18 protein-coding genes and 1 pseudogene are annotated in these 19,851 nt (G+C 40.8%); 8 read left to right on the top strand and 11 right to left on the bottom strand.

Annotated features, from left to right (window positions below; genetic code table 11):
* Positions 1–152 precede the first annotated feature (152 nt).
* A complete protein-coding gene (locus D5F11_RS03340) occupies positions 153–941 on the bottom strand; it encodes an alpha/beta fold hydrolase (protein WP_120114715.1) in 789 nt (262 codons plus the stop codon).
* A 598-nt stretch (positions 942–1,539) separates the two neighbouring features.
* Between D5F11_RS03340 and D5F11_RS03335 the strand changes: the two genes are divergently transcribed.
* From D5F11_RS03335 to D5F11_RS03320, 4 genes are all read left to right on the top strand, one after another.
* Positions 1,540–2,592 carry an ABC transporter substrate-binding protein gene (locus D5F11_RS03335; RefSeq protein ID WP_120114717.1) on the top strand — a complete coding sequence of 351 codons (1,053 nt, stop codon included), beginning with the start codon at positions 1,540–1,542 and terminating at the stop codon, positions 2,590–2,592.
* A 25-nt stretch (positions 2,593–2,617) separates the two neighbouring features.
* Positions 2,618–3,442 carry an ABC transporter ATP-binding protein gene (locus tag D5F11_RS03330; protein WP_120114718.1) on the top strand — a complete coding sequence of 275 codons (825 nt, stop codon included), beginning with the start codon at positions 2,618–2,620 and terminating at the stop codon, positions 3,440–3,442.
* Positions 3,443–3,446: 4 nt separating this feature from the next.
* A complete protein-coding gene (locus tag D5F11_RS03325; RefSeq protein WP_185830477.1) occupies positions 3,447–4,271 on the top strand; it encodes an ABC transporter permease in 825 nt (274 codons plus the stop codon).
* 1,526 nt (positions 4,272–5,797) lie between these two features.
* Positions 5,798–7,153, top strand: a complete 1,356-nt coding sequence (locus tag D5F11_RS03320) for an aldehyde dehydrogenase (protein ID WP_120114721.1) — start codon at positions 5,798–5,800, stop codon at positions 7,151–7,153.
* A gap of 63 nt (positions 7,154–7,216) precedes the next feature.
* On the opposite strand, the gene dat is transcribed toward D5F11_RS03320, so the two are convergent.
* The 3 genes from dat to D5F11_RS03305 all read right to left on the bottom strand — a co-directional run bounded on the left by dat (position 7,217) and on the right by D5F11_RS03305 (position 10,072).
* Positions 7,217–8,041, bottom strand: a complete 825-nt coding sequence (dat, locus tag D5F11_RS03315; RefSeq protein WP_120114722.1) for a D-amino-acid transaminase — start codon at positions 8,039–8,041, stop codon at positions 7,217–7,219.
* Positions 8,042–8,055: 14 nt separating this feature from the next.
* Entirely contained in the window at positions 8,056–9,153 is a 1,098-nt protein-coding gene (locus D5F11_RS03310) for a DmpA family aminopeptidase (protein ID WP_120114723.1), read from the bottom strand.
* Between the two features lie 85 nt (positions 9,154–9,238).
* Positions 9,239–10,072: a M55 family metallopeptidase gene (locus D5F11_RS03305; protein WP_120114724.1), complete on the bottom strand. Its 834-nt coding sequence runs from the start codon at positions 10,070–10,072 to the stop codon at positions 9,239–9,241.
* Between the two features lie 145 nt (positions 10,073–10,217).
* Between D5F11_RS03305 and D5F11_RS03300 the strand changes: the two genes are divergently transcribed.
* Positions 10,218–11,120: a LysR family transcriptional regulator gene (locus D5F11_RS03300; RefSeq protein ID WP_120114725.1), complete on the top strand. Its 903-nt coding sequence runs from the start codon at positions 10,218–10,220 to the stop codon at positions 11,118–11,120.
* Between the two features lie 15 nt (positions 11,121–11,135).
* On the opposite strand, the gene D5F11_RS25870 is transcribed toward D5F11_RS03300, so the two are convergent.
* From D5F11_RS25870 to D5F11_RS03295, 3 genes and pseudogenes are all read right to left on the bottom strand, one after another.
* Complete coding sequence (locus D5F11_RS25870) at positions 11,136–11,279, bottom strand: hypothetical protein (protein WP_185830476.1); 144 nt, start codon at positions 11,277–11,279, stop codon at positions 11,136–11,138.
* A gap of 154 nt (positions 11,280–11,433) precedes the next feature.
* Positions 11,434–11,589: a hypothetical protein gene (locus tag D5F11_RS25865; protein ID WP_185830475.1), complete on the bottom strand. Its 156-nt coding sequence runs from the start codon at positions 11,587–11,589 to the stop codon at positions 11,434–11,436.
* A gap of 45 nt (positions 11,590–11,634) precedes the next feature.
* A pseudogene (locus tag D5F11_RS03295) lies at positions 11,635–11,877 on the bottom strand (ABC transporter substrate-binding protein); the annotation flags it as partial.
* A 491-nt stretch (positions 11,878–12,368) separates the two neighbouring features.
* Here D5F11_RS03295 and menC point away from each other — a divergent pair.
* Together menC and D5F11_RS03285 are read left to right on the top strand one after the other, a co-directional pair.
* Positions 12,369–13,499 carry an o-succinylbenzoate synthase gene (menC, locus tag D5F11_RS03290; protein WP_120114727.1) on the top strand — a complete coding sequence of 377 codons (1,131 nt, stop codon included), beginning with the start codon at positions 12,369–12,371 and terminating at the stop codon, positions 13,497–13,499.
* 14 nt (positions 13,500–13,513) lie between these two features.
* Positions 13,514–14,323, top strand: a complete 810-nt coding sequence (locus tag D5F11_RS03285; protein ID WP_120114728.1) for a GNAT family N-acetyltransferase — start codon at positions 13,514–13,516, stop codon at positions 14,321–14,323.
* Positions 14,324–14,369: 46 nt separating this feature from the next.
* Here the strand turns inward: D5F11_RS03285 and D5F11_RS03280 are convergent, their stop codons facing one another.
* Positions 14,370–15,167 (bottom strand): RDD family protein, encoded by a 798-nt coding sequence (locus tag D5F11_RS03280; RefSeq protein ID WP_120114729.1) that lies wholly within the window; start codon positions 15,165–15,167, stop codon positions 14,370–14,372.
* Between the two features lie 100 nt (positions 15,168–15,267).
* Here D5F11_RS03280 and D5F11_RS03275 point away from each other — a divergent pair, with 100 nt between their 5' ends.
* Positions 15,268–16,245 (top strand): stage II sporulation protein M, encoded by a 978-nt coding sequence (locus D5F11_RS03275; RefSeq protein ID WP_120114730.1) that lies wholly within the window; start codon positions 15,268–15,270, stop codon positions 16,243–16,245.
* A 226-nt stretch (positions 16,246–16,471) separates the two neighbouring features.
* Here D5F11_RS03275 and D5F11_RS03270 read toward each other — a convergent pair whose 3' ends face one another.
* Genes D5F11_RS03270 through D5F11_RS03260 form a run of 3 tightly spaced genes read right to left on the bottom strand, consistent with a single transcriptional unit; the run spans position 16,472 to position 19,846 of the window.
* Positions 16,472–17,776, bottom strand: a complete 1,305-nt coding sequence (locus D5F11_RS03270) for a DUF58 domain-containing protein (RefSeq protein ID WP_120114731.1) — start codon at positions 17,774–17,776, stop codon at positions 16,472–16,474.
* A 7-nt stretch (positions 17,777–17,783) separates the two neighbouring features.
* The gene (locus D5F11_RS03265; protein ID WP_120114732.1) at positions 17,784–18,713 is read right to left on the bottom strand and encodes an AAA family ATPase; all 930 of its coding nucleotides are present in this window, start codon (positions 18,711–18,713) and stop codon (positions 17,784–17,786) included.
* Positions 18,710–19,846, bottom strand: a complete 1,137-nt coding sequence (locus D5F11_RS03260; protein ID WP_120114733.1) for a DUF4350 domain-containing protein — start codon at positions 19,844–19,846, stop codon at positions 18,710–18,712. Before D5F11_RS03260 ends, D5F11_RS03265 begins: the two co-directional genes overlap by 4 nt.
* Positions 19,847–19,851: the final 5 nt, after the last annotated feature.

Here is a 19,851-nt window from a genome sequence, read left to right as displayed (position 1 = left end):
AAGCATCTCCCTAAATAGTTTTTCATCAGGCTTTCTTATTAATCATATGATTAAAATGAACAAGACTCAAGATTTTGCAAAATATTTCATTATCTACAGCAGAAAAAACTGGCAGAGAGATCTCTCCACCAGTTTTCAAATACCTTCAGCCATCACTTTTCCAAAAAGCGGACAACCTTTTCATTAAACGTTTCAGGATCCTCCTGATAGCATAAATGACCCGTGTCGGGAATAATCTCCAATTTTGAATCCGGTATGGATTGATGGAAAATTTCCGCTTCAGAAACAGGTGTCACTTTGTCGAGCTCCCCGCATATGACAAGTGTTGGAACAGAGATGGATTGTAATAAGTCCATTTGATTTAAATTCCCGAGTGAATAAGAGACTGAACGATAGCCTGGGGGCCTCACTTGGGACATAATGCGTTCAGCCTCTTTTATTACCTCTTCAGAAGCATTGGGAGAAAGCAGGTTTCTGGCCCTTTGCTTTGCCAGTTCTGATGGATCTAGATGATTAATGGAGTCCAAACGCTCTTGAAGTCTTTTTTCGTTCTCCTCTTCGGTTAGACCTGCCGCACCCCGGGTAGGATCAGCAATAATCAGCTTATCTACCAAATTAGGGTATCGGTGGACAAAGTCGATGGCAATCGCCGATCCCATGGAATGCCCCAAAAGATAAATAGATTCATATCCTAATGTATCAACAAACTCCTTAAGCACATTCGTAAATTGCGAAAAATGTTTAAACTCTTCTGCTGGATCTGAACTCTTTCCGTATCCTGGAGCATCCCAAGCGATGACCGTAAAGTTATCTTTAAGTGCACTCAATTGATTTTTCCATGACTGAGAGTTATTGCCCAGTCCATGTAAAATAATCAAGGGATGACCATTTCCCTCTTTCGCGTAATGAATTGTAAAATTCGTAAGCTGTACTGTGGGCATTGAATAACAACCTCGCTATCTTTGGATTTTTTTCTAATATATGACCCTACCATAACAGTCTGATAAAATTTTGTTTCCGCATAATAACAAATGTTCTAACAGATATCCTAAAACAAAAATACCAGCAGCCAAGGCTACAATGAAAATCCCTATGTATGTAATCATTCTCCCTTCTAATTTAAACGAACACATTCATAGTTTTAAATATAAAACACAGTTTACAATATAACCAATACAATTATTATTGTTAAATTCAGATTTGTCAACATGAAGTTGAAACTACCTCTCTTTAACTTTGAATATTTCAAGAACTCCACCTCCAATTCGATAATATATTTCCAATCCTCCACAACATTACGAGGGCTCTCTTGTCTTACAAGATCCGACAAAATCCCCTCTTTTTTTCTCACTTTATTTTCCTATCAATTACCGTTATTTAACTTGTATTAATGGCGCTTTTTTCACTAAAAACCCAATCATCACAAATGCAAAAAGATATTGACAATTATATCGGGAGCAAGTTACAATTACCCAAAACATCGACAAAACGATGTTTTGTATGTGAAACGAATAATGATATAAACAGGAGGATGGCAATATGTTAAGAAAAAAATTGGGTGTTCTAGCCGCTATATTTTGTTTAGCCATAACAATGTCTGCCTGCGGCCAAGAGAAAAAAGAGGAGAGTTCGAAGGGTGAAGAACTAGAAAAAATCACCTTTGCTGAACCAGCAAGAATTTTGTCAGTAGCCCCGTTTTACGTAGCGATCGAACAGGGATTTTTCAAAGAGGAAGGTATTGAAGCTAAAATAGCCTCTGGTGGTGGGGGAGCCCAGGTAATTGCTTCTCTTCTATCTGGAGAAGCACAGTTTGCAGTCTCAGGACCACGGAGTATGTTTGCTCCTCTCGATAAAGGCGAAAACTTAGTCGCAATCCAATCTTTAAATTCTGCTCTAACTTTTCAAATCACTTTTTCTAAAAAATATATAAAAGCAAAGGGATTGTCTAAGGATTCACCGTTTGAAGATAAAGTAAAAGCATTGGCTAGCAGTACTATCGGTACAAATCTTGTTGGTGATTCTGGTGATGTTTATGCTAGATACTTAATGAAATTACATAACATCGACCCCAAAGATTTCAAAACAGTCAAACTATCGGGTGATGGATCAAAAATTGGCGGTATGCAAGAAGGAATTGTTGACGGAGGGGTTGCCTCACCTCCGATGGGTCTACATGCCGAAGGTAAAGAAGTTGGTGAAATCATGATCGACATGATGGAGGAGCCGATGTACAAGAATATGGCATGGGAAGTTGTGTTTGCCGACAAAGATTACCTAGAAAAGAATCATGAAACTTCTTTAAAAGTTGTAAGAGCTATCGGAAAAGGTATGGAGTTCACACGTGATCATCCAGAAGAAGCAGCAAAATCTATTTCACCTTATTTTGAAGGGGTCGATGTAGATATCCTTGAAAAATCATTAATTGGATTGAAAGATACTTTCAAGGGTTATGGCGAAATGAATCAAGAAGCATGGGACAATGCCCAAGATCCTTTAATTGAATATAAAGATTTATCTGGCGTCACTAAAGAACAAGATACAGCGGAAGACGTTATTTGGACAAATAAATATATAGATGAAGTCTTCAAATAAACCATTATTAAAGGAGAATTATGAAATGGGAACTGCAAATGCGCTAGAAAACGTAAAATTGTCCACCCGCTTCTTAAATGTTACCTATACAAATAATAAAACTGGTGCAGAAGTAATAGCCTTAGAGAATATAAATCTAGATATTAAAGAGGGAGAATTCATCTGTATCGTCGGCCCAAGCGGCTGTGGAAAGACAACGTTTTTAAACACAGTGGTTGGGCTGCTAAAGCCAAGCAAAGGAGAAATATTATTAGATCAACAGAAAATTAGTGGTCCGGGCAAAGACCGGGCGATGGTATTTCAAAACCCTAGTCTGCTGCCTTGGCGGACAGTTTTAGACAATGTGCTCTATGGCGTCGAATTACAAAAAGAAAGCTCGGAAAATAAAAAGAAAGAAGCGAGAGAATTCATAGAGATGGTTGGATTAAAAGGCTTTGAAAATCATTATCCTCATGAATTATCAGGAGGAATGCAGCAAAGAGTAAATTTGGCTAGAGCCTTAACGGTAGATCCATCATTATTACTCCTAGACGAGCCATTTTCAGCATTGGACGCACAAACGAGAGAATTCATGCAGGTAGAATTACTTAGAATTTGGAGCGAAACAAAGAAAACTAGTCTCTTCATTACACATCAAATTGATGAAGCTGTATTTTTAGCAGATAGGGTTTTCGTCTTTGGAGCAAGGCCCGGACGCTTAGTCAAAATTATCAATGTGCAGATACCTAGACCAAGGGATTTACATGTAAAGCGTGACCCGCAATTCTTACAATTAGTAGACCAAATATGGTCAATTATTGAAGATGAGTCTTCTAAGCAAGGTTTTGAAAATAAGGAGAAGGGAATCTAATCATATGACTAAGAGTGCTACACAATTCGTAGAGTCCGGAATAAAGCTAAACAAAGAAAAGAAGGTAAAAAAAGATAGAAGACCCTTGATTATTAGTATCACTTCCGTCACACTGTTTCTCTTACTTTGGGAAATTGCCTCTCGAAACGCATGGATAAATCCGTTATTTATTAGTTCACCGATTGAAATTTTGCAAGCATCTGTTTATATGGTCCAGGAAGCTTCCTTTTGGGATAACTTAAAAGTAAGCGGTTACGAGTTTTTGGCAGGGTTTGCTTTGGCAATATTAGTCGGTATACCAATAGGTGTGTTTTCGGGATGGAATAAGTATTTTAATGCAATAGTCAACCCTTTCATTTCTGGTTTGTATGTAACACCTAAGGTTGCCCTTTTGCCAGTTATTGTGATTGCCTTCGGAATTGGGCCCGCATCAAAAATTGTTATCGTATTTTTGATGGCTTTCTTCCCCATCGTGATGAGTGCTCAGAAGGCAATGGTGACCTTGGATCAAAATCTGATTAAAGCAGCGCGTACATTCAATGCCAGTGAGTTTCAAATCTTTAAAACAATTGCTTTACCCTCGACAGTACCATTTCTTTTAAACGGAATTAGACTAGGTATTGGCCAAGGGCTAATTGCTGTAGTTGTAGGTGAATTATTTGCTTCAACTGCGGGTATTGGATATCAACTGACAAGCAATGGGCAAAACCTGCAAACGGATCGAATGTTTGTTGGCGTATTGATCATTACTATTACAGGGCTCATTCTTACATTTTTATTAGGTCTTATTGAAAAGCGATTTTCATCCTGGAAACCGGAGCATAAGTAGGAATTTGAACAAAATGATGAAGCAGCCATCGCATGTACAAATAAAGATGAACATTAATGAAGCGGGTTGGTAACCGCATTTCGTTACTCCCGACAACGCGGGCACTTTCGGGAAATTGGTGCCCGTTTTTTGCTATTCCCAACAGATATGGGCTCTTTTAATGGAGATAGATGACCGTTTTTCATTACTTCCGACTAATTTGGGCACTAATAAACCCTACCATTTTTTCCAATTCCCCGTCAGTCAGCGGATGGCCCCAGATTTCCTCACTGTGAGCAAGAAACTATATTCACCGGACCCTCTCATTGGCATTGGCGGATATCGGGAACATCCTTTTCAGCCGATTTCATCAAGAATCCCGCAGACGTTCTTCTTCATTTGACAGACCCGTTTCAATCTCAAGGCCACTGTATATCCCCATTCGATCTTCTTTTTTCAATATCGTAAAATACATACTGCGTGATACTATGTTTACAAGAAAAGTGTACAAAATAGACGGGAAAAAAATCAAAGCTTTTTAATATAAAAATTGGCGGGATCGACTTTACATTCGAGGAAAAAATAAAATGAAACCAGTAATACTCATGGAGCCGTTCAAGTTTTCAGCGGTCCAGTCATCAACGATATCAAATGCGCCTTGGCGTATTTGCGCCCAGATTTTATCGAGCTTCGCTCGATAAATTTCCTCTGAAAATCTGTGGCATCCGCCGGAGGCTTTGACTTTATTCAGCCGGGGTTTGAACCCCTACTGAATGGAATACCAATAGGCATTCTTCTCACCACTTATAGAAGTGGGAGATTTCTGCTGAATGAAGTTAAATAGCATTTGTTAATGAAGGTTTCCGCACAAAAAAGCCCCCTCTTTAAAAGAGAGCCCGTTTGGTAAGTATAGAAGTAATTTATTGAAGAAATATTGAAAGCGCTTTAACAGAAGAGAAACTAAGAAAGGAATGATAGATCTACAGCCAAATTCAAGAAAAACACAGTATGCACAACCACGAATATAAGTCCAGCTTTTGTTGATTTGTTCATAAATTTGTCACTCCTTTTTTAAAGTGTTTTTAGTATATACCCGGAAGAGAAATTTGTAAATATTTTTTTTACCATTTTTTTAAATTTTTTTCTTTGAAACTAGCAATCAAATCTAGGTGTGCTTGTTTCACCGGCCTCCCAGGGTTTACCGCCTCTTCTCTTATAAAACATATGTTTTAAAATAAATAACATGCAAAGCATATCTATCTGCTTGTACAGCCACAGTTTTTGAAAAAAAACGAAGTGGCAGCTAAAACTACTTGGATATAGACATACACTTATACAAAGGGGGTTTTTCATCTTGCCGGGGTTTGAACCCCCACTGAATGGATTACCAATATACATTCATCTCACCACTTATAGAAGTGGGAGATTTCTACTGAATGAAGTTAAAAGGCTCTGGTATTACACGCCTTGATTTTAAGTAGTAATCCCTCTATGGTACAATTTTGCAAAGAGTTAAGCAGATCAAGATCAGATAAGGAGATTGCCACATGGAATCCTACCACTCACTCATCACAAGCCAACGGGAATTTTTCCGGACGAATCAAACAAAGGATGTAGCCTTTCGTCTGAATGCCCTGAAAAAACTGAGGAGTGCCGTCAAGCTGTATGAAAGGGAATTCATTACGGCCCTCAAAACTGATTTGAATAAATCCGAATTTGAAGCATACTCGACCGAAATCGGAATCATATTGGAAGAACTGCGGTTTACAATCAGCAAGCTGCGGTCCTGGGTGAAGCCTGTAAAGGTAAAGACACCGATTACTCATATCGGTTCAGCCAGCTACGTTTATTCCGAACCGTATGGGACGACATTGATCATTTCTCCTTGGAATTACCCATTCCAGCTCGCAGCCGCCCCTTTGATTGGAGCCATTAGTGCTGGAAATTGTGCTATTATAAAGCCTTCGGAGCTCACTCCCAGAACGTCACAGGTTTTTGCAAAAATGATCCGGGACATTTTTCCCCAAAACTATGTCACGGTTGTTCAGGGCGGCGTAGAGACGAGCCAAGCCCTTCTTCAAGAGGAGTTTGGCAAGATTTTCTTCACTGGCAGTATACTCGTTGGAAAAACAGTCATGGAAGCTGCCGCCAAACACCTTACGCCGGTAACGTTGGAATTGGGCGGAAAAAGCCCCTGCATCGTCCATGAAGATGCGAGCTTGAAGCTGGCAGCTAGGCGCATTGCATGGGGGAAATTTACAAATGCTGGACAAACGTGCATTGCACCTGATTATTTATATGTCCACAAGCGGATCAAAGACCGGTTTTTAGCTTTATTGAGAGAAGCGATCCACGAAATGTACGAGGAACAATCCATGACGCGGATTGTGAGTGATAAACATTTTGATCGTCTCACTTCTTTTCTGAAGCAGGGAGAAATTTTGCTGGGAGGAAAATCAAATCGGGAGATGTTATCCATTGAGCCCACTATTCTGACAGATATCACGTGGGATGACCGGGTCATGTCAGATGAAATATTCGGCCCCATCCTTCCGGTTCTGGAATATACAGCATTGGATGACGTGGTCGAAGGTATCCGCAAGCATCCGAATCCTCTTGCACTGTATCTTTTTACCGCAAGTACGCGGATTCAGAATGAGGTCCTGAATTCCATCTCCTTTGGTGGTGGATGCATCAATGATACGATTTACCATTTTGCAAACCCTCATTTACCGTTTGGAGGAGTTGGAACGAGCGGTATTGGCGCCTATCATGGAAAGAACAGTTTTGACGTTTTTTCCCATAAAAAAAGCGTCTTGAAACAGACGACTTTGTTCGATATTCCGTTTCGCTATCCTCATGTAAAAAATGCGTTGAAGCGAATAAAAATGTTCCTTAAGTAGGACTTTAAAGGGGGTGTCTGGGAAGCACGTCAAGTAAGATAAACTTCCGAGACACCCTTTTCATTATAGCAGCTTGTCAAATTCTTTTTGCAGGATACAAGTAACTGGACCAGGTTGACCACCAGCGATTACTGTTTGGTCAATCTCGATTACGGGGGTAATCTCTATTGTGGTGCTTGTGATAAATATTTCATCTGCATTGAGCAATTCCTTTATTGTAAATGGTTCTTCAACAACCTGAAATTTCTTTTCCCTTGCAATTTTAAGTACTTTGTTCCTTGTTATTCCATTTAGGATCAAGTTGTTTGCCGGATGGGTGTATATGGCTTGATCCTTAATAATGAATACATTAGTAGAACTGCCTTCTGTGATAACTTCATCACGGTGAAGAATAGCCTCTTCAAAGCCTTTATTTTTCGCTTTTTGTTTAGCCAAAACACTGCCGAGTAAGTTTAGACTTTTAATGTCACACCTTTTCCATCGAATATCTTCGGTTAAAGTTACCTTTACGCCATTTCTTATCTTTGTTAGGGGCCGATCTAGACTTTGAACATATGCAACTAAAACTGAGGAAGAACCTTCGGGAAAATGATGCGCCCTTGGTGCTGCTCCACGAGTAACTTGCACATAAATAATGCCCGTTTTGATGTTGTTCTTTTCAACAAGCTTCAGCAAATTTTCCTCTAGTTCTGTTAACGTGTAAGGCAAAATCATTTCAATTTGTTCAGCACTTCGTCTTAAACGTTCAATATGGGCATCCATTGCAAAGCATGCTCCATTATATATACGAATAACTTCATAGACTCCGTCGCCAAATTGATATCCGCGATCCTCAATATCGATCGTTACCTCATCCCGCTCTAAAAAACGTTCATTTAATAATATCATTTCATTTCCTCTCTTTATTTTTGATGATTAATCAACATGTTTTCATCCAATAAACAATAAGGAATTTCTTTTACCTCTCTGCCCTTTCTTCCCCGCGTCGTTTTCGCATTGCTTAAGGAATTGTAGATGGCTTCCTCCGTCGCTTCCGCTGCCGCAGTAAAAAGAGAATTCATCACTGACTTATCGTCCCGTAATTGTATAACCTGCTCTGTACAATCATTTGAAAAGTGATCAAACACTTGTGCAGTGGAAAAAGCAATTACAATATCGCCGCTTCCGTGACTCATATGGCTTCCTGTTCTGCCTAATCCAATTCCACAGCGTTTTGCAACACGTTGTAATTGACGTTCATTTAACGGTGCATCAGTAGCTAATACCATAATAATGGAACCATCCGATTCAACCACAGGTTCTTGACTATGGCTTGTTTTTACCTTTTTTGAATAACTGCTATAGTTCCATAGTTCCTCCTGCTTTCCAAAATTACTTAAAACCAGGCACCCGATTGTATATTTTTTTTCTGCTCCTTCGATTGAAATTATTCTGGAAGAACAGCCGATCCCACCTTTATAATCAAAACAAACCATACCTGCTCCGGCGCCTACAGCGCCTTCTTCTACCCGACCTGACGAAGCATTATCAATTGCTTTTCTTGCATGCTGCGGTAAAACAGGCAAGCTTCTTATTGAATTTAGGTAACTGTCGTTGCACTCGCCGACTACAATATTTACAGTTCCAGTGGTGTCCCCGATTTCCGGGTTTTGTTCTAATAAATATTGCAGAGTTCCTTGCGTGACCGCCGGAACACCAAATGTATTTGTTAACATAATGGGGGATTCTAATCTGCCCAATTCATTGATCTGTACTAATCCAGTTGTTTTTCCAAATCCATTAAATACATAACTGGCTGCTGCAACATTCTCCCGAAAAATATTCCCAGCGTGTGGTATAATAGCTGTCACACCTGTACAGACAAATTCTTCGTTTTCCTCAGGGTACTTAAGAGTTACATGACCAACTTGAACCCCCTTAACATCGGTAATGCAATTCTTTTTCCCTACAGGCAAACTTCCAATCTCTAACCCTAACTCCCTTATTTTAACCCTTCCCAATAACTAACACCTCGCAGCGGAACCAAAGGCTCCTCATAAAATTCGTTGTAAAAATACCCCATCGCAGAATTCCTGCGATTATTTATTACCCGTATAATGGATCAAAGGCCATCACACCGAGGTTTAAACAAGCATAAATTCCTCTCCAGGCTTCTAAAAAATCATTACTTTTATAGGCCACTATTCTTGGTGATTTAACATATGATCCAGGAACAAGACTTGATTTCTTACACTCTGCAGTCGAGGTCCATTCTATTTCTAATTCAACAGGTCCCTCGATTGTATAAGGTTTAAAATCACCCAATCTCTTGACTGCCTGAAATGCTTTTGTATGAATTTCTTGATGGGCTTTTTCTAATGACAGGCAGCGGGCTGACCAGCGGTCAATGGACTTCTTAACAATGGCGGTCTCCACTTCACCTAAGCTTTCTGTTGCTTCTTTGCCAAGACAATCATCACCAGAGACCATGATGACAGGAACACCAAAATAACCGGCAATGGCTGCATTGATCTCAACCTCTCCAACCGGCATTCCATTCATTCTCATTTCATACATCTCCGGCCCAACCATTGTTTCATTGGCCACCCCATGGGAATGACCTACCTTAGCATGAAGTCCGATAAAAAGAGCACCATCGAACCCTTCAATTTGTTCAACCATGGATAATTTTTTATTTGAACCCCTGATGATCTCCGCTCTTGGATCAAGATCTTCGTAAATGATATTGATCATGGACCAATGAGCATCATTGACGACAACTTCGCTCGCGCCAGCATCAAAAGCTCCTTCAATCGCAGCATTTACATCCATTGTCATCAATCGTCTGAATTCTTGGAAACGGCTTCCAGTAGGATGCATTTCTTCAGAGCTGACAACCCCGGAAATACCTTCTCCATCCGCTACAATATAAATTTTCATAGTAATGCTCCTCCTAAATGATTATTAGTAAATAAAAATACTTATCATAGCTTTTTATAGGCTTTTAATTTATAATTTAATATCAGAATTTTAAGTTGAAATCATTTATTCGTATAACACTTTATTATCGTTGATAGGTGATTAGATGAATTTAGAACAAATTGAAGCTTTTTTATATGTTTCATTAACAAAAAGTTTTAAAAAAGCGGGTGAAATTCTTTATATTTCCCAACCAACTGTTAGTGCAAGAATAAAATCTTTAGAAAAAGAACTAGGTTGTGATTTGTTTATTCGCCTTGGGAAAAGTATTTCTTTAACAAGAGAAGGGAAAACGTTCCTGCCCTTTGCAAAAACGAGTCTAGAAACCATTCAATCTGGCATATTAACGATTCAACAGAATAACCAAAATATCAAAGATGAACTGAGCATTTCGATTGTCTTATCGATGTCACATTATATTTTTCCAAAGCTCATCAGACAGTTTCACAATACCTACCCAAAAATCAAATTAGCTATTCACTCCGGGCATTCACACAATGTCTTGGAAATGGTGTTGAATCACGAAACACCATTAGGCATCTCGCGTTCAGTTGGTCATCCAAAAATTGAAACTATTCATTTATTCAATGATGAAATGGTTATTGTTACTTATCCCAATCATCCATTTGCTTCGATGGAGAAAGTCTCATTATCGAAAGTTGCCAGGGAAAAACTTCTATTATATGACCACGGTTCCATAGATTGGGTTTTGATAAACAATGCATTCAACAAATTGAACTTAAAACCAAACGCAGTATTGGAAACAGATAATATCGAGTTGGTAAAACAAATGGTGAAAAAGGAAATCGGGATTGGGATTATCCCATTATCATCCATCGTCGAAGAACGACCCCTAAAAGACTTACGTATTATTAAAATCAAAGATCAACCCCAACTGAACCGACCATACCAACTAATCTATTTGAAAGATACTAAAATAGACGGTACGCTGAAAATTTTCATTGATTTCGTTAAAGTAAATATTGGGGCACTTCTTCCACCGCAATAATACAATTTCCACCCGTTAATAAAATGCGCCTCGGCGTATTTGCGCCCAGATTTTATCGAGCTCCGCTCGATAAATTTCCTCTGAAAATCTGTTGCATCCGCCGAAGGCTTTAACTTTATTCAGCCGGGGTTTGAACCCCCACTGAATATGGAATACCAATATGCATTCATCTCACCACTTACACAAGTGTGAGACTTCTGCTGAATGAAGTTTAAATCCAGGGAAGCTTTCAATCATCACTTCCCTGGATAAATGAACCAAAAATATTATTCGTTTATTTTCGCTCTTTTTAAGTCAAAATGACTGATCGTCGTCATGTAAGCACCTTCCACATTTCAGCTTGAACCCAGTTATTTGAACCGAAGTATAGTGGAATAATTGGCATTTCATCCATCATCAGCTGTTCTGCCTTTAACAACAGTTCATCACGTTTCTTGACATCCAGATCGAACTTTGCCTCTTCCAGCAATACATCGTACTCTTTATTTTCCCACAACTCCGTAACTAGGTAACTCTAGAAAAAGTCCATAGGGTCATTATAATCCGCTGTCCAGCCGCCAAATGAAAAATGGTTATTTCCTTCTTCAAATTGCATATCAAAAAATACCTTTGCTTCTAAACTTTCAAGCGCAATCTCTACACCTAGAGTCTCTTTGATTTGGGCTTGTATCGTTTGAGCGATATCATGACCAGTATCCGAAAAAATGTACAGGTATGTCAATTGCGGAAGTTCCTTCAGCCCAAGTTCCTTCAAACCCTTTGCTAATAATTTTTCGCTTCCTCAACATCATGATCTTTAAATTAAGATTGATTCTATTTCATATATAAAGAATTTTCCAATTGATTTTATTTGTTATTGCAATTAAGAAATTTTATCTTAGCAATTATTTTAATAAAGGTTAGGTTACATGAACCCTTCATGACTCTAGTTATTCAAACAGTTGGAGTCAACAAAAGGAGTTTTATTTACTCTGGAAAAAACAGTAAATTATAAAAACACTCTCTTGACTTTTAGATTTCTTAGCCGTATTCTTTTTTCGAAGTTTAGGCTTCATTTTTCAATAAAAAAGCAATTGCTTTAAAAGGAATGCCTGCTATCTTTTCCGTTCTGAATGTATTGGTGAGCGGAGTAACTGGTAAAAGACCCAGGAAACATATTGGATGCACCAACGAAAAAACAGAATCTAAAGAATTAGGATTGTTTCCCTTTTTTAGAAATGAAGTTTCATCAAAGAAAGGAGAAATTGAATGTTAATCGAGCAAATCAAATTGGACCGCCTGCAAATGCCTTTAAAACACCCTTTTGAAACTAGCTTTGGGAGATTAATGAAGAGAGATTTTATAGTTGTTAGTGTGCAAAGTGAAGGCTTTATAGGGTTCGGAGAAAGCACCGCATTTCCCCTTCCCTTTTATAACGAAGAATCAACGGAAACGGTTCTATATATTTTGAAAGAGCTGATCATCCCCCAAGTTTTAAAAATGGAAAAACTAAAACATCCAGAGGACCTTGACCCAATTTTCCAATCCGTCAAAGGGCACCGAATGGCAAAAGCTGCCCTGGAAGGGGCGGTGTGGGATCTTTACTGTAAAAAGAAAGGCATATCACTTGCAAAAGCCCTTGGAGGAACGAAGGGAGAAATTGACGTCGGAGTCAGTATCGGGATCGAGCCTACAATTGAGGAGCTACTTGATCGAGTTGGCAGTTGCATTGACCAAGGCTATAAAAAGATAAAAGTGAAAATCAAGCCCGGCTTTGATGTCAAGCCGATGGAGGCAATCAGGGATCGGTTCGGAATGGATGTTCCATTAATGGCGGATGCCAATTCAGCCTACACCTTGCAGGACATCGACCATTTAAAGCAGCTTGATCCCCTCAATCTGATGATGATTGAGCAGCCGCTTGATTATGATGATATTATTGACCACGGAACCTTGCAAAGGGAGCTTTCCACGCCTATTTGCCTGGATGAAAGCATCCATTCAGTTGAAGATGCAAGAAAAGCGGTGGAAATTGGAGCAACAAAAATCATCAATATCAAGGTTGGCCGGGTCGGCGGCCTGACGGAAGCGAAAAAGATCCATGATTATTGCCAGTCGATGGGTATTCCTGTCTGGTGCGGCGGCATGCTTGAATCCGGCATAGGAAGGGCTCATAATATCGCAATTTCTTCACTCGGTAATTTCACCATACCAGGGGATACGTCCCCATCAGACCGCTATTGGAAACAGGATATCACCGACGCAGAAGTCCAATTTTACAAACCGGGCGTTCTTAAAGTTCCAGAGGGACCTGGGATCGGATATGGAATCAATGAGCAGACATTTAACCATTATGTTGTCTACACAGAATCTTTTCAGAAAATGAAAGTGATTAATTGAGAGGTGAAGCCGCATTGAACAAATATCAATTTAAACCCGTCATAGAAATTAATGAATTGCAACATGCGGTTGATCTGCAAAATAAAATATGGGGAAATGATATTGTCACCTCCCTTGCCCAAATGGTCGCAGCTATTCATAATGGAGGATGTGTCATCGGCGCATTTGACGCAGACCGAATGATTGGCTTCACTTACGGTTTTCCAGGGGTTACAAGCCCCCTGTCAAAACCGCATCTCGTTTCCCATATGATGGCGGTGGACCCCGATTATCGGAATCAGGGTATTGGAGAAAAGCTGAAAAGACAACAACGTGAGTGGGCGATAGATCAAGGCTTTGAAAAAATCACGTGGACCTTCGATCCGCTGGAAATTAAGAATGGATATTTAAACCTTACGAAATTGGGCGGTTATGTGAGGACATACTACGTGTCTTATTACGGAAGCATGCAGGACAAGATTAACAAAGGGATGCCGACGGACAGATTCCTACTGGAATGGGATCTAATGAGCGATCCAGTCGTCAACATGGGCACGAAAAAGGAAAGGTATAGCGAAATCAATGATTATCCGCTTGCACTGGACTTTATCGTCCAACATTCAATGCCCATTTCAGGAGATGTTGCTAAACATACAGAGGAAAGGATTATTCTTGTACCTGTACCAAAAGATATCCAGACACTAAAAAGTAACTCTTTTGAGCTTGCATATGATTGGAGAATGAAAATTAGACAGGTAGTTCAAGAGCTGTTTTCAGATGGATATATTCTGGTTGCAGCCGTCCCGTCTGAATATGTAGGATACTACATTTTAGAAAAAGAATAGGATTGGTTCAAAACGCAGCAGGAGCGCTGCGTTTTGATATTATCCTTTACACTTCAAACTCCCATTCGTCTTTCATATTCAAATACAAAACGAGAAGAGAGTCCTCCAATTCGCGGGTACTTTTCCCCTTCGTATCCCACCCGATCTTTGGAAATAAAATTTCCGCCACTTGCTTCGTCAAATCGTGGCGTTCCTCCATTGGGAGCTGCAGCAGGCGGCTACTGTATGTACGGACCAGATTCCAATCTTGGGCGTTCAATGCGCGAACTGAAAATTCTTCGACTAAAATATCGTGTTTTGAGAGTCCTCTTCTTTGAATTTCCTTTTCGACAGGCGTAAGCTTGCCCAGTCGCTTCGCTTTCCTTTCGTGGACGACCATTGTACCTGCGACCAAATCTCCCACTCTTTTATGCTTAGGATGGAAAAAAATCATCAACAATCCCGTTAAATAACCAGCAGGCAAAGAGTCTACAATTCGCATGAAGTTTCGGATAAAGCTCGATAACAATGTCAGACTATGTCCGTTATCCTGAATCACCCGGATCCCCAGTACTCTTTTTCCAATCGTCTTCCCGCCAAAATAAAATTCCATGAAAATAAAATATCCCCAGTTCAGGACAAACAGCGCTATAATCAATATTGCCATAACAATGGAGGTAATGTCATCATAAAACGGATTCCCATCGATTAACAGAATAAGCGGAATAATAATTATTATTACATTCATCACACCCAAAATGAGCCAGTCTAGCATATAAGCCGCCATTCTGCTTCCCAAGCCGGCCAGCTGAAACTGGATAGAAACGAATTCCGGTGTCTTAACCCCAACCTGTTCTTTTTCCATATTTTTTCCTCCTTTCCCAAGTTAATGTTTCTATTGCTCAGGAGTGTTACTATAATAGAAGAGTATAGATGTCGATCTTTTACAAGAGGTGACGAGTCACATGAATGTAAAGCAGTTTATTAAAAAACACCGGGATGACTGGAAACAGCTAGAGCAGCTTGTAGTTACGATGCATAAACGCAAAAAAGATGTAGCTGGCTCCACGATCGATCAATTTTATCGGCTTTATCAGAAAGCCGCTCAAAATCTTTCGTACTCCCAAACTTATTTTCCACATGAAGAGGTCACCTTCTATTTAAACGGCCTTGTTTCAAAATCCCATAATATTTTATACAAAGATCAAATGTCGAGCATTCAACAGGTGCGCCACTTTTTCACCACGACATTTATCCGGTTACTTTGGGAACAGTGGAAGTTTGTCATTGCAGCCTTCGTGCTCTTTACAATTGGTGCAGTCGGCAGTTACATAGCTGTGGTTCAAGATCCACAAAATATGTATGCTATTCTTCCGCCTGAAATTGCCTATGGCGTCGATCCGGATTCGCTTGGAAGCGACAAGGGGTCTTGGGATTCTTCCGTGATGTCGTCAAGTATTATGTCCAATAATATCAAGGTCGCCATCCTGGCTTTTGCTGGAGGCGTTATTTTCGGATTGTTGACCGTCTATGTCCTTATTTATAACGGAATCATTATCGGGGCCCTTGCCGCCTTGTTCTGGACTCACGGAAAAAGCTATGAATTTTGGGCATATATTGTCCCTCACGGAATGATTGAACTTACCGCCATCTTTATCGCCGGCGGTGCGGGGCTTTTGATGGGATATAAGCTTTTTGTTCCAGGACATTTCTCGAGAGGATACCAATTGAAGGTGAACGCGAAAAGGTCCGTGCAGCTCTTGCTTGGTACGGTCCCGCTGTTCGTCATTGCCGGAATCATAGAAGGCTTCATCACCCCGGCACCCATCCCGCTTGAAGCCAAATACTTCGTAGCATTCGTAACAGTCCTCGGATTGATCTTTTACTTTATTATTGGAAAAAGACTTTTCCTGCGTGAAATCGGAAGACTGGAGCAAATTTGAGACGGGGCGTGACGCCCCGTTTTTTTATGCTTGCAGAGCGGGCCTGTTTGGAAAACCTTCGATGAGGGATGGTCTTTACGATTCGAAGAGTATTTTACATAACTGGACAGTATTATCCTGCTAACGGATCGTATTCTTGACGAACCGGATAGTATGATTCCCAATCCGAGTACGTCCCGTTTCTAGACAGTATTTTCCTCAACTGAGAAGTATTCCCCCAGTTTCGCTACAGCAGATTCCGATTCATCATGTCAATATAATAAGAAACAGCGGCAACCGCTAGTTTTTCCTCATCGGCTTCCATCATGAGCAGTCCCTGGTTTTCCCATTTAGCTTTTTCCCTCTTTTTAAAAAGCATTTGCTGTTGGGCAATGGTTTTGATCATGGCATGCTCCACTTGGTCCGGACTTTCATTTATCCGCCTCTTGATGACTTCATCTTCAACGCCGATCATTAAAAACAAATGACGCTGCCTAATCCGCATCAAATAGGTGAGTGTGTTTTCTTCGTACAGAAATGTACGGATATCGCTAAACAATAGCAGCAGGCTCCGCTTTTTCTGCATGGTTTCCAAAAATGAAAAGACGGCTCCATAGTTCGGTTCCACCGGATCGGCCTGCAAATGATAGATGGATTTCAGGATGGTCTGCATATGCTCCATTCCTTTAGCTGGCGGAACGAAGACCTTCACATCTTTTGAAAAAGCGAGGACAGATACATAGTCCCCTTTCCGCAAGGCAGCCGCTGTTACGGTCATAGCGGCTTCCAATGCCCGTTCCAAACGATTGCCTTTTTTCAGTTCCGCTCCCATCATTCTTCCACAATCTATTAAAATCGTAATATATTTTCCATGCTCGGGCTCATATTCGTTCGTCATGACTTCCTGAAGCTTCGCAGTCTGCCTCCAGTTGATCATGCGCGGATCATCGCCCGCTGCATATTTTCTAATCTGAGCAAATTCTCCTGATCCGCTCTGGAATTTACGAATTTTCATGCCTTCATGCAATAAAAACCTTTGCGCATCCTTCAGGTACTGCTTCGTTTCAGTCATGTCCGGGATTACTTTCAAAGTTTGGGGGAGTTCTGCCGTTTTCTGTTTTTCCCAAAGACCAAGCGTGCTTTTATAGCGGAAATATAGCTTCGTAACCCCATAGTCTCCCCTGACTGGCGCACTCGTTACATACGATACTTCCGTCACCGCTTCTTTATGCCCTATTCCACTTACAGGGAAAGGGCGCCTGAAAGTCTGCGGCAAATCGTCAACAAAAGCAAATGAAAATGGGCGTTTGGAGTAGTTTTCCACTTCTATCTTTATGGTATACGGAAGGTCCCGCTCCATCTCTTCGGGCATGAACCGTTGGAAATTCAGGTCTTTTCTGCCTGGTGAAAAAAACAGGTCCAGAAAGCTTGCCAAAAAAACGATCACATTCATCATGATAATGTATGTCCATGAAACATTCGTCAATACACCAAGCAGGATGAAAAAAGCAGAGATGCCCAGGAAAACAAACAGCAGCCGCTTGGTTGGCAATATTCCCCTATCTTGGAACAGGAACCGAGCCCACAAGCTCTTCAATGACTTGGTCAACAAATCCTCCCTCCAATTCCACATGCGGGGCTAATTGTATCCTATGTCTTAGTGACGGTTTAGCAACGATTTTCACATCGTCAGGTGTTACATAATCACGGCCATCCAAAAAGGCCCACGCCTGGGCGGCTTTCCCAATAGCAATCGCCGCTCTTGTACTAGCCCCATAACGGATTGCCTCCGTCTCCCTTGTCCTACTTACAATTGTCATGATATATTCCAGAACACTGTCGTTCACCGTGGTTTGCATAATCTCTTGTCTGGCTTTTAAAAACTCTTCCATGTCCAGCACCGGCTCAATCGCTGATGTTTCGAAATTGTTTTCGATCACATTTTTCAATACATCTTTCTCTTCTTCGAACGTTGGAAAATCAATCAAGAGCTTAAATAAAAAGCGGTCCTGCTGAGCTTCCGGCAACGGGTAGGTCCCTTCGAATTCAATCGGATTTTGTGTCGCCACAACAAAAAACATTTCTGACAGCGGGTAGGTCGTCCCCTGAATGGTAACTTGCCTCTCTTCCATCGCTTCCAAAAGGGCAGCCTGCGTTTTGGCGGGGGTCCGGTTAATTTCATCCGCCAACAGGATATTTGTAAAAATCGGCCCTTTCAACGTTTCGAAAGAACCTTCCTTCACGTTATAAATAACACTTCCTGTTATGTCGCTTGGAAGCAGATCAGGGGTAAACTGAATACGATTGAATTGTCCGCCTAGAAGGTTTGCGAGAGTTCGGACCGTTGCTGTTTTTCCCGTCCCCGGCACCCCTTCCAGAAGCACATGCCCTCCTGCCAGAATCGCAGACAGCAAGAGTCGAAGATTCGTACTTTGCCCAAGGATCCGTTCTTCATACTTCTCCAACAACGCTAATACTTTTGTACTCATCTCTCTTCCACCACTTTCCTCAGCCGATCAATTTTTTTCGACCATAATAAGTATTCCTGCTTGCTCAATCTTTCTTTATGTAAGACGTCCGTTAAACCGGACAGAAAAGAATCGATATCCTTTTTCTCCATCTGCCCTTTACTTTTACGTTCTAAAAGCAAGGAGAGGCTTCTCCACTCCTGTCGGTAAGGAATGTGCCATTTCTCTTGCAGGATAAATTTCAAATAATCAGCCTGGATGACGATGGAATCATGGTAACGCCGGCCCCTCATATACCAGGCAGCCAATGCACGGATTCCTTCGTCACTGAAACGGACAGTCGCTTCCCTTGGGCTGAATATCGGACCGAACCTCTTTCCTTGATACCAAAGCCAAAGAATAGCGAGGATTCCCCCTTGGAACATGAAGAGCAAGAACCAAATCGGATAAACAGTCAATGCTTTTTCCCCGCCCTGAGGCTGGTGTATATGCTCATCAAATAACAAGTGTCGACCTTCCGTTTCATTCAGCAGCGAAGTAAGAAGGGAAACATGGTCCTTTTTCAAAATCTGTTTATTTGTCATCCATTCCGGGAAAATAGAAACAATCAACTTTCCTTTTCCGTAAGGACGTTCGAGCGCAATTGTCCCTGCATCATCATATAATAGGATGCTGTCCTGCTGCTCCGTTTGAATACGGTTCAAGTATGAAATATCCGCCTTATATTTACCATCTTTTTTACCGTACAGTATTCCTTCTTCTGCTTCTGCCTCCGCTGCGAGAGGGTCCGTTACCAGATTAAACATCCCCTGCGGATTCCTTTGAAATAGTAAAATGGTATTGCCTGCTTTCATAAACTTTTCATAAGCCTTCATTTCTTCACTATTAGGCATATTCAGCGGCTCAACCATGACGAGCACCTGGCTCCCGCCATCATGATCCAATCGTTGCGGAGTTTTATTCCACCTTTTAACGGATTCCACTTCTTCTTTTAAATATGTATAAATTGCCTTTGTACCGGTAGGAGACGGAGAATCGGAAACATAGGCGGGGTAGGCGGCGGGCTGCTTTGACTGTAAGAAATATCCGCCGGCCAAAAAGCATAAAAGAAGAAGGCTAAGCAAAATCCATGTTCTTTTTCCAGATCCTTGCAAACTTC

Origin of the sequence: Siminovitchia terrae (assembly GCF_003605405.2) — a bacterium.
Taxonomy (GTDB): Bacteria; Bacillota; Bacilli; order Bacillales; family Bacillaceae_C; genus Siminovitchia; species Siminovitchia terrae.
The sequence above is the reverse complement of the archived record's forward strand: the minus strand, read 5'-3'. Positions and strand labels throughout refer to the sequence as shown.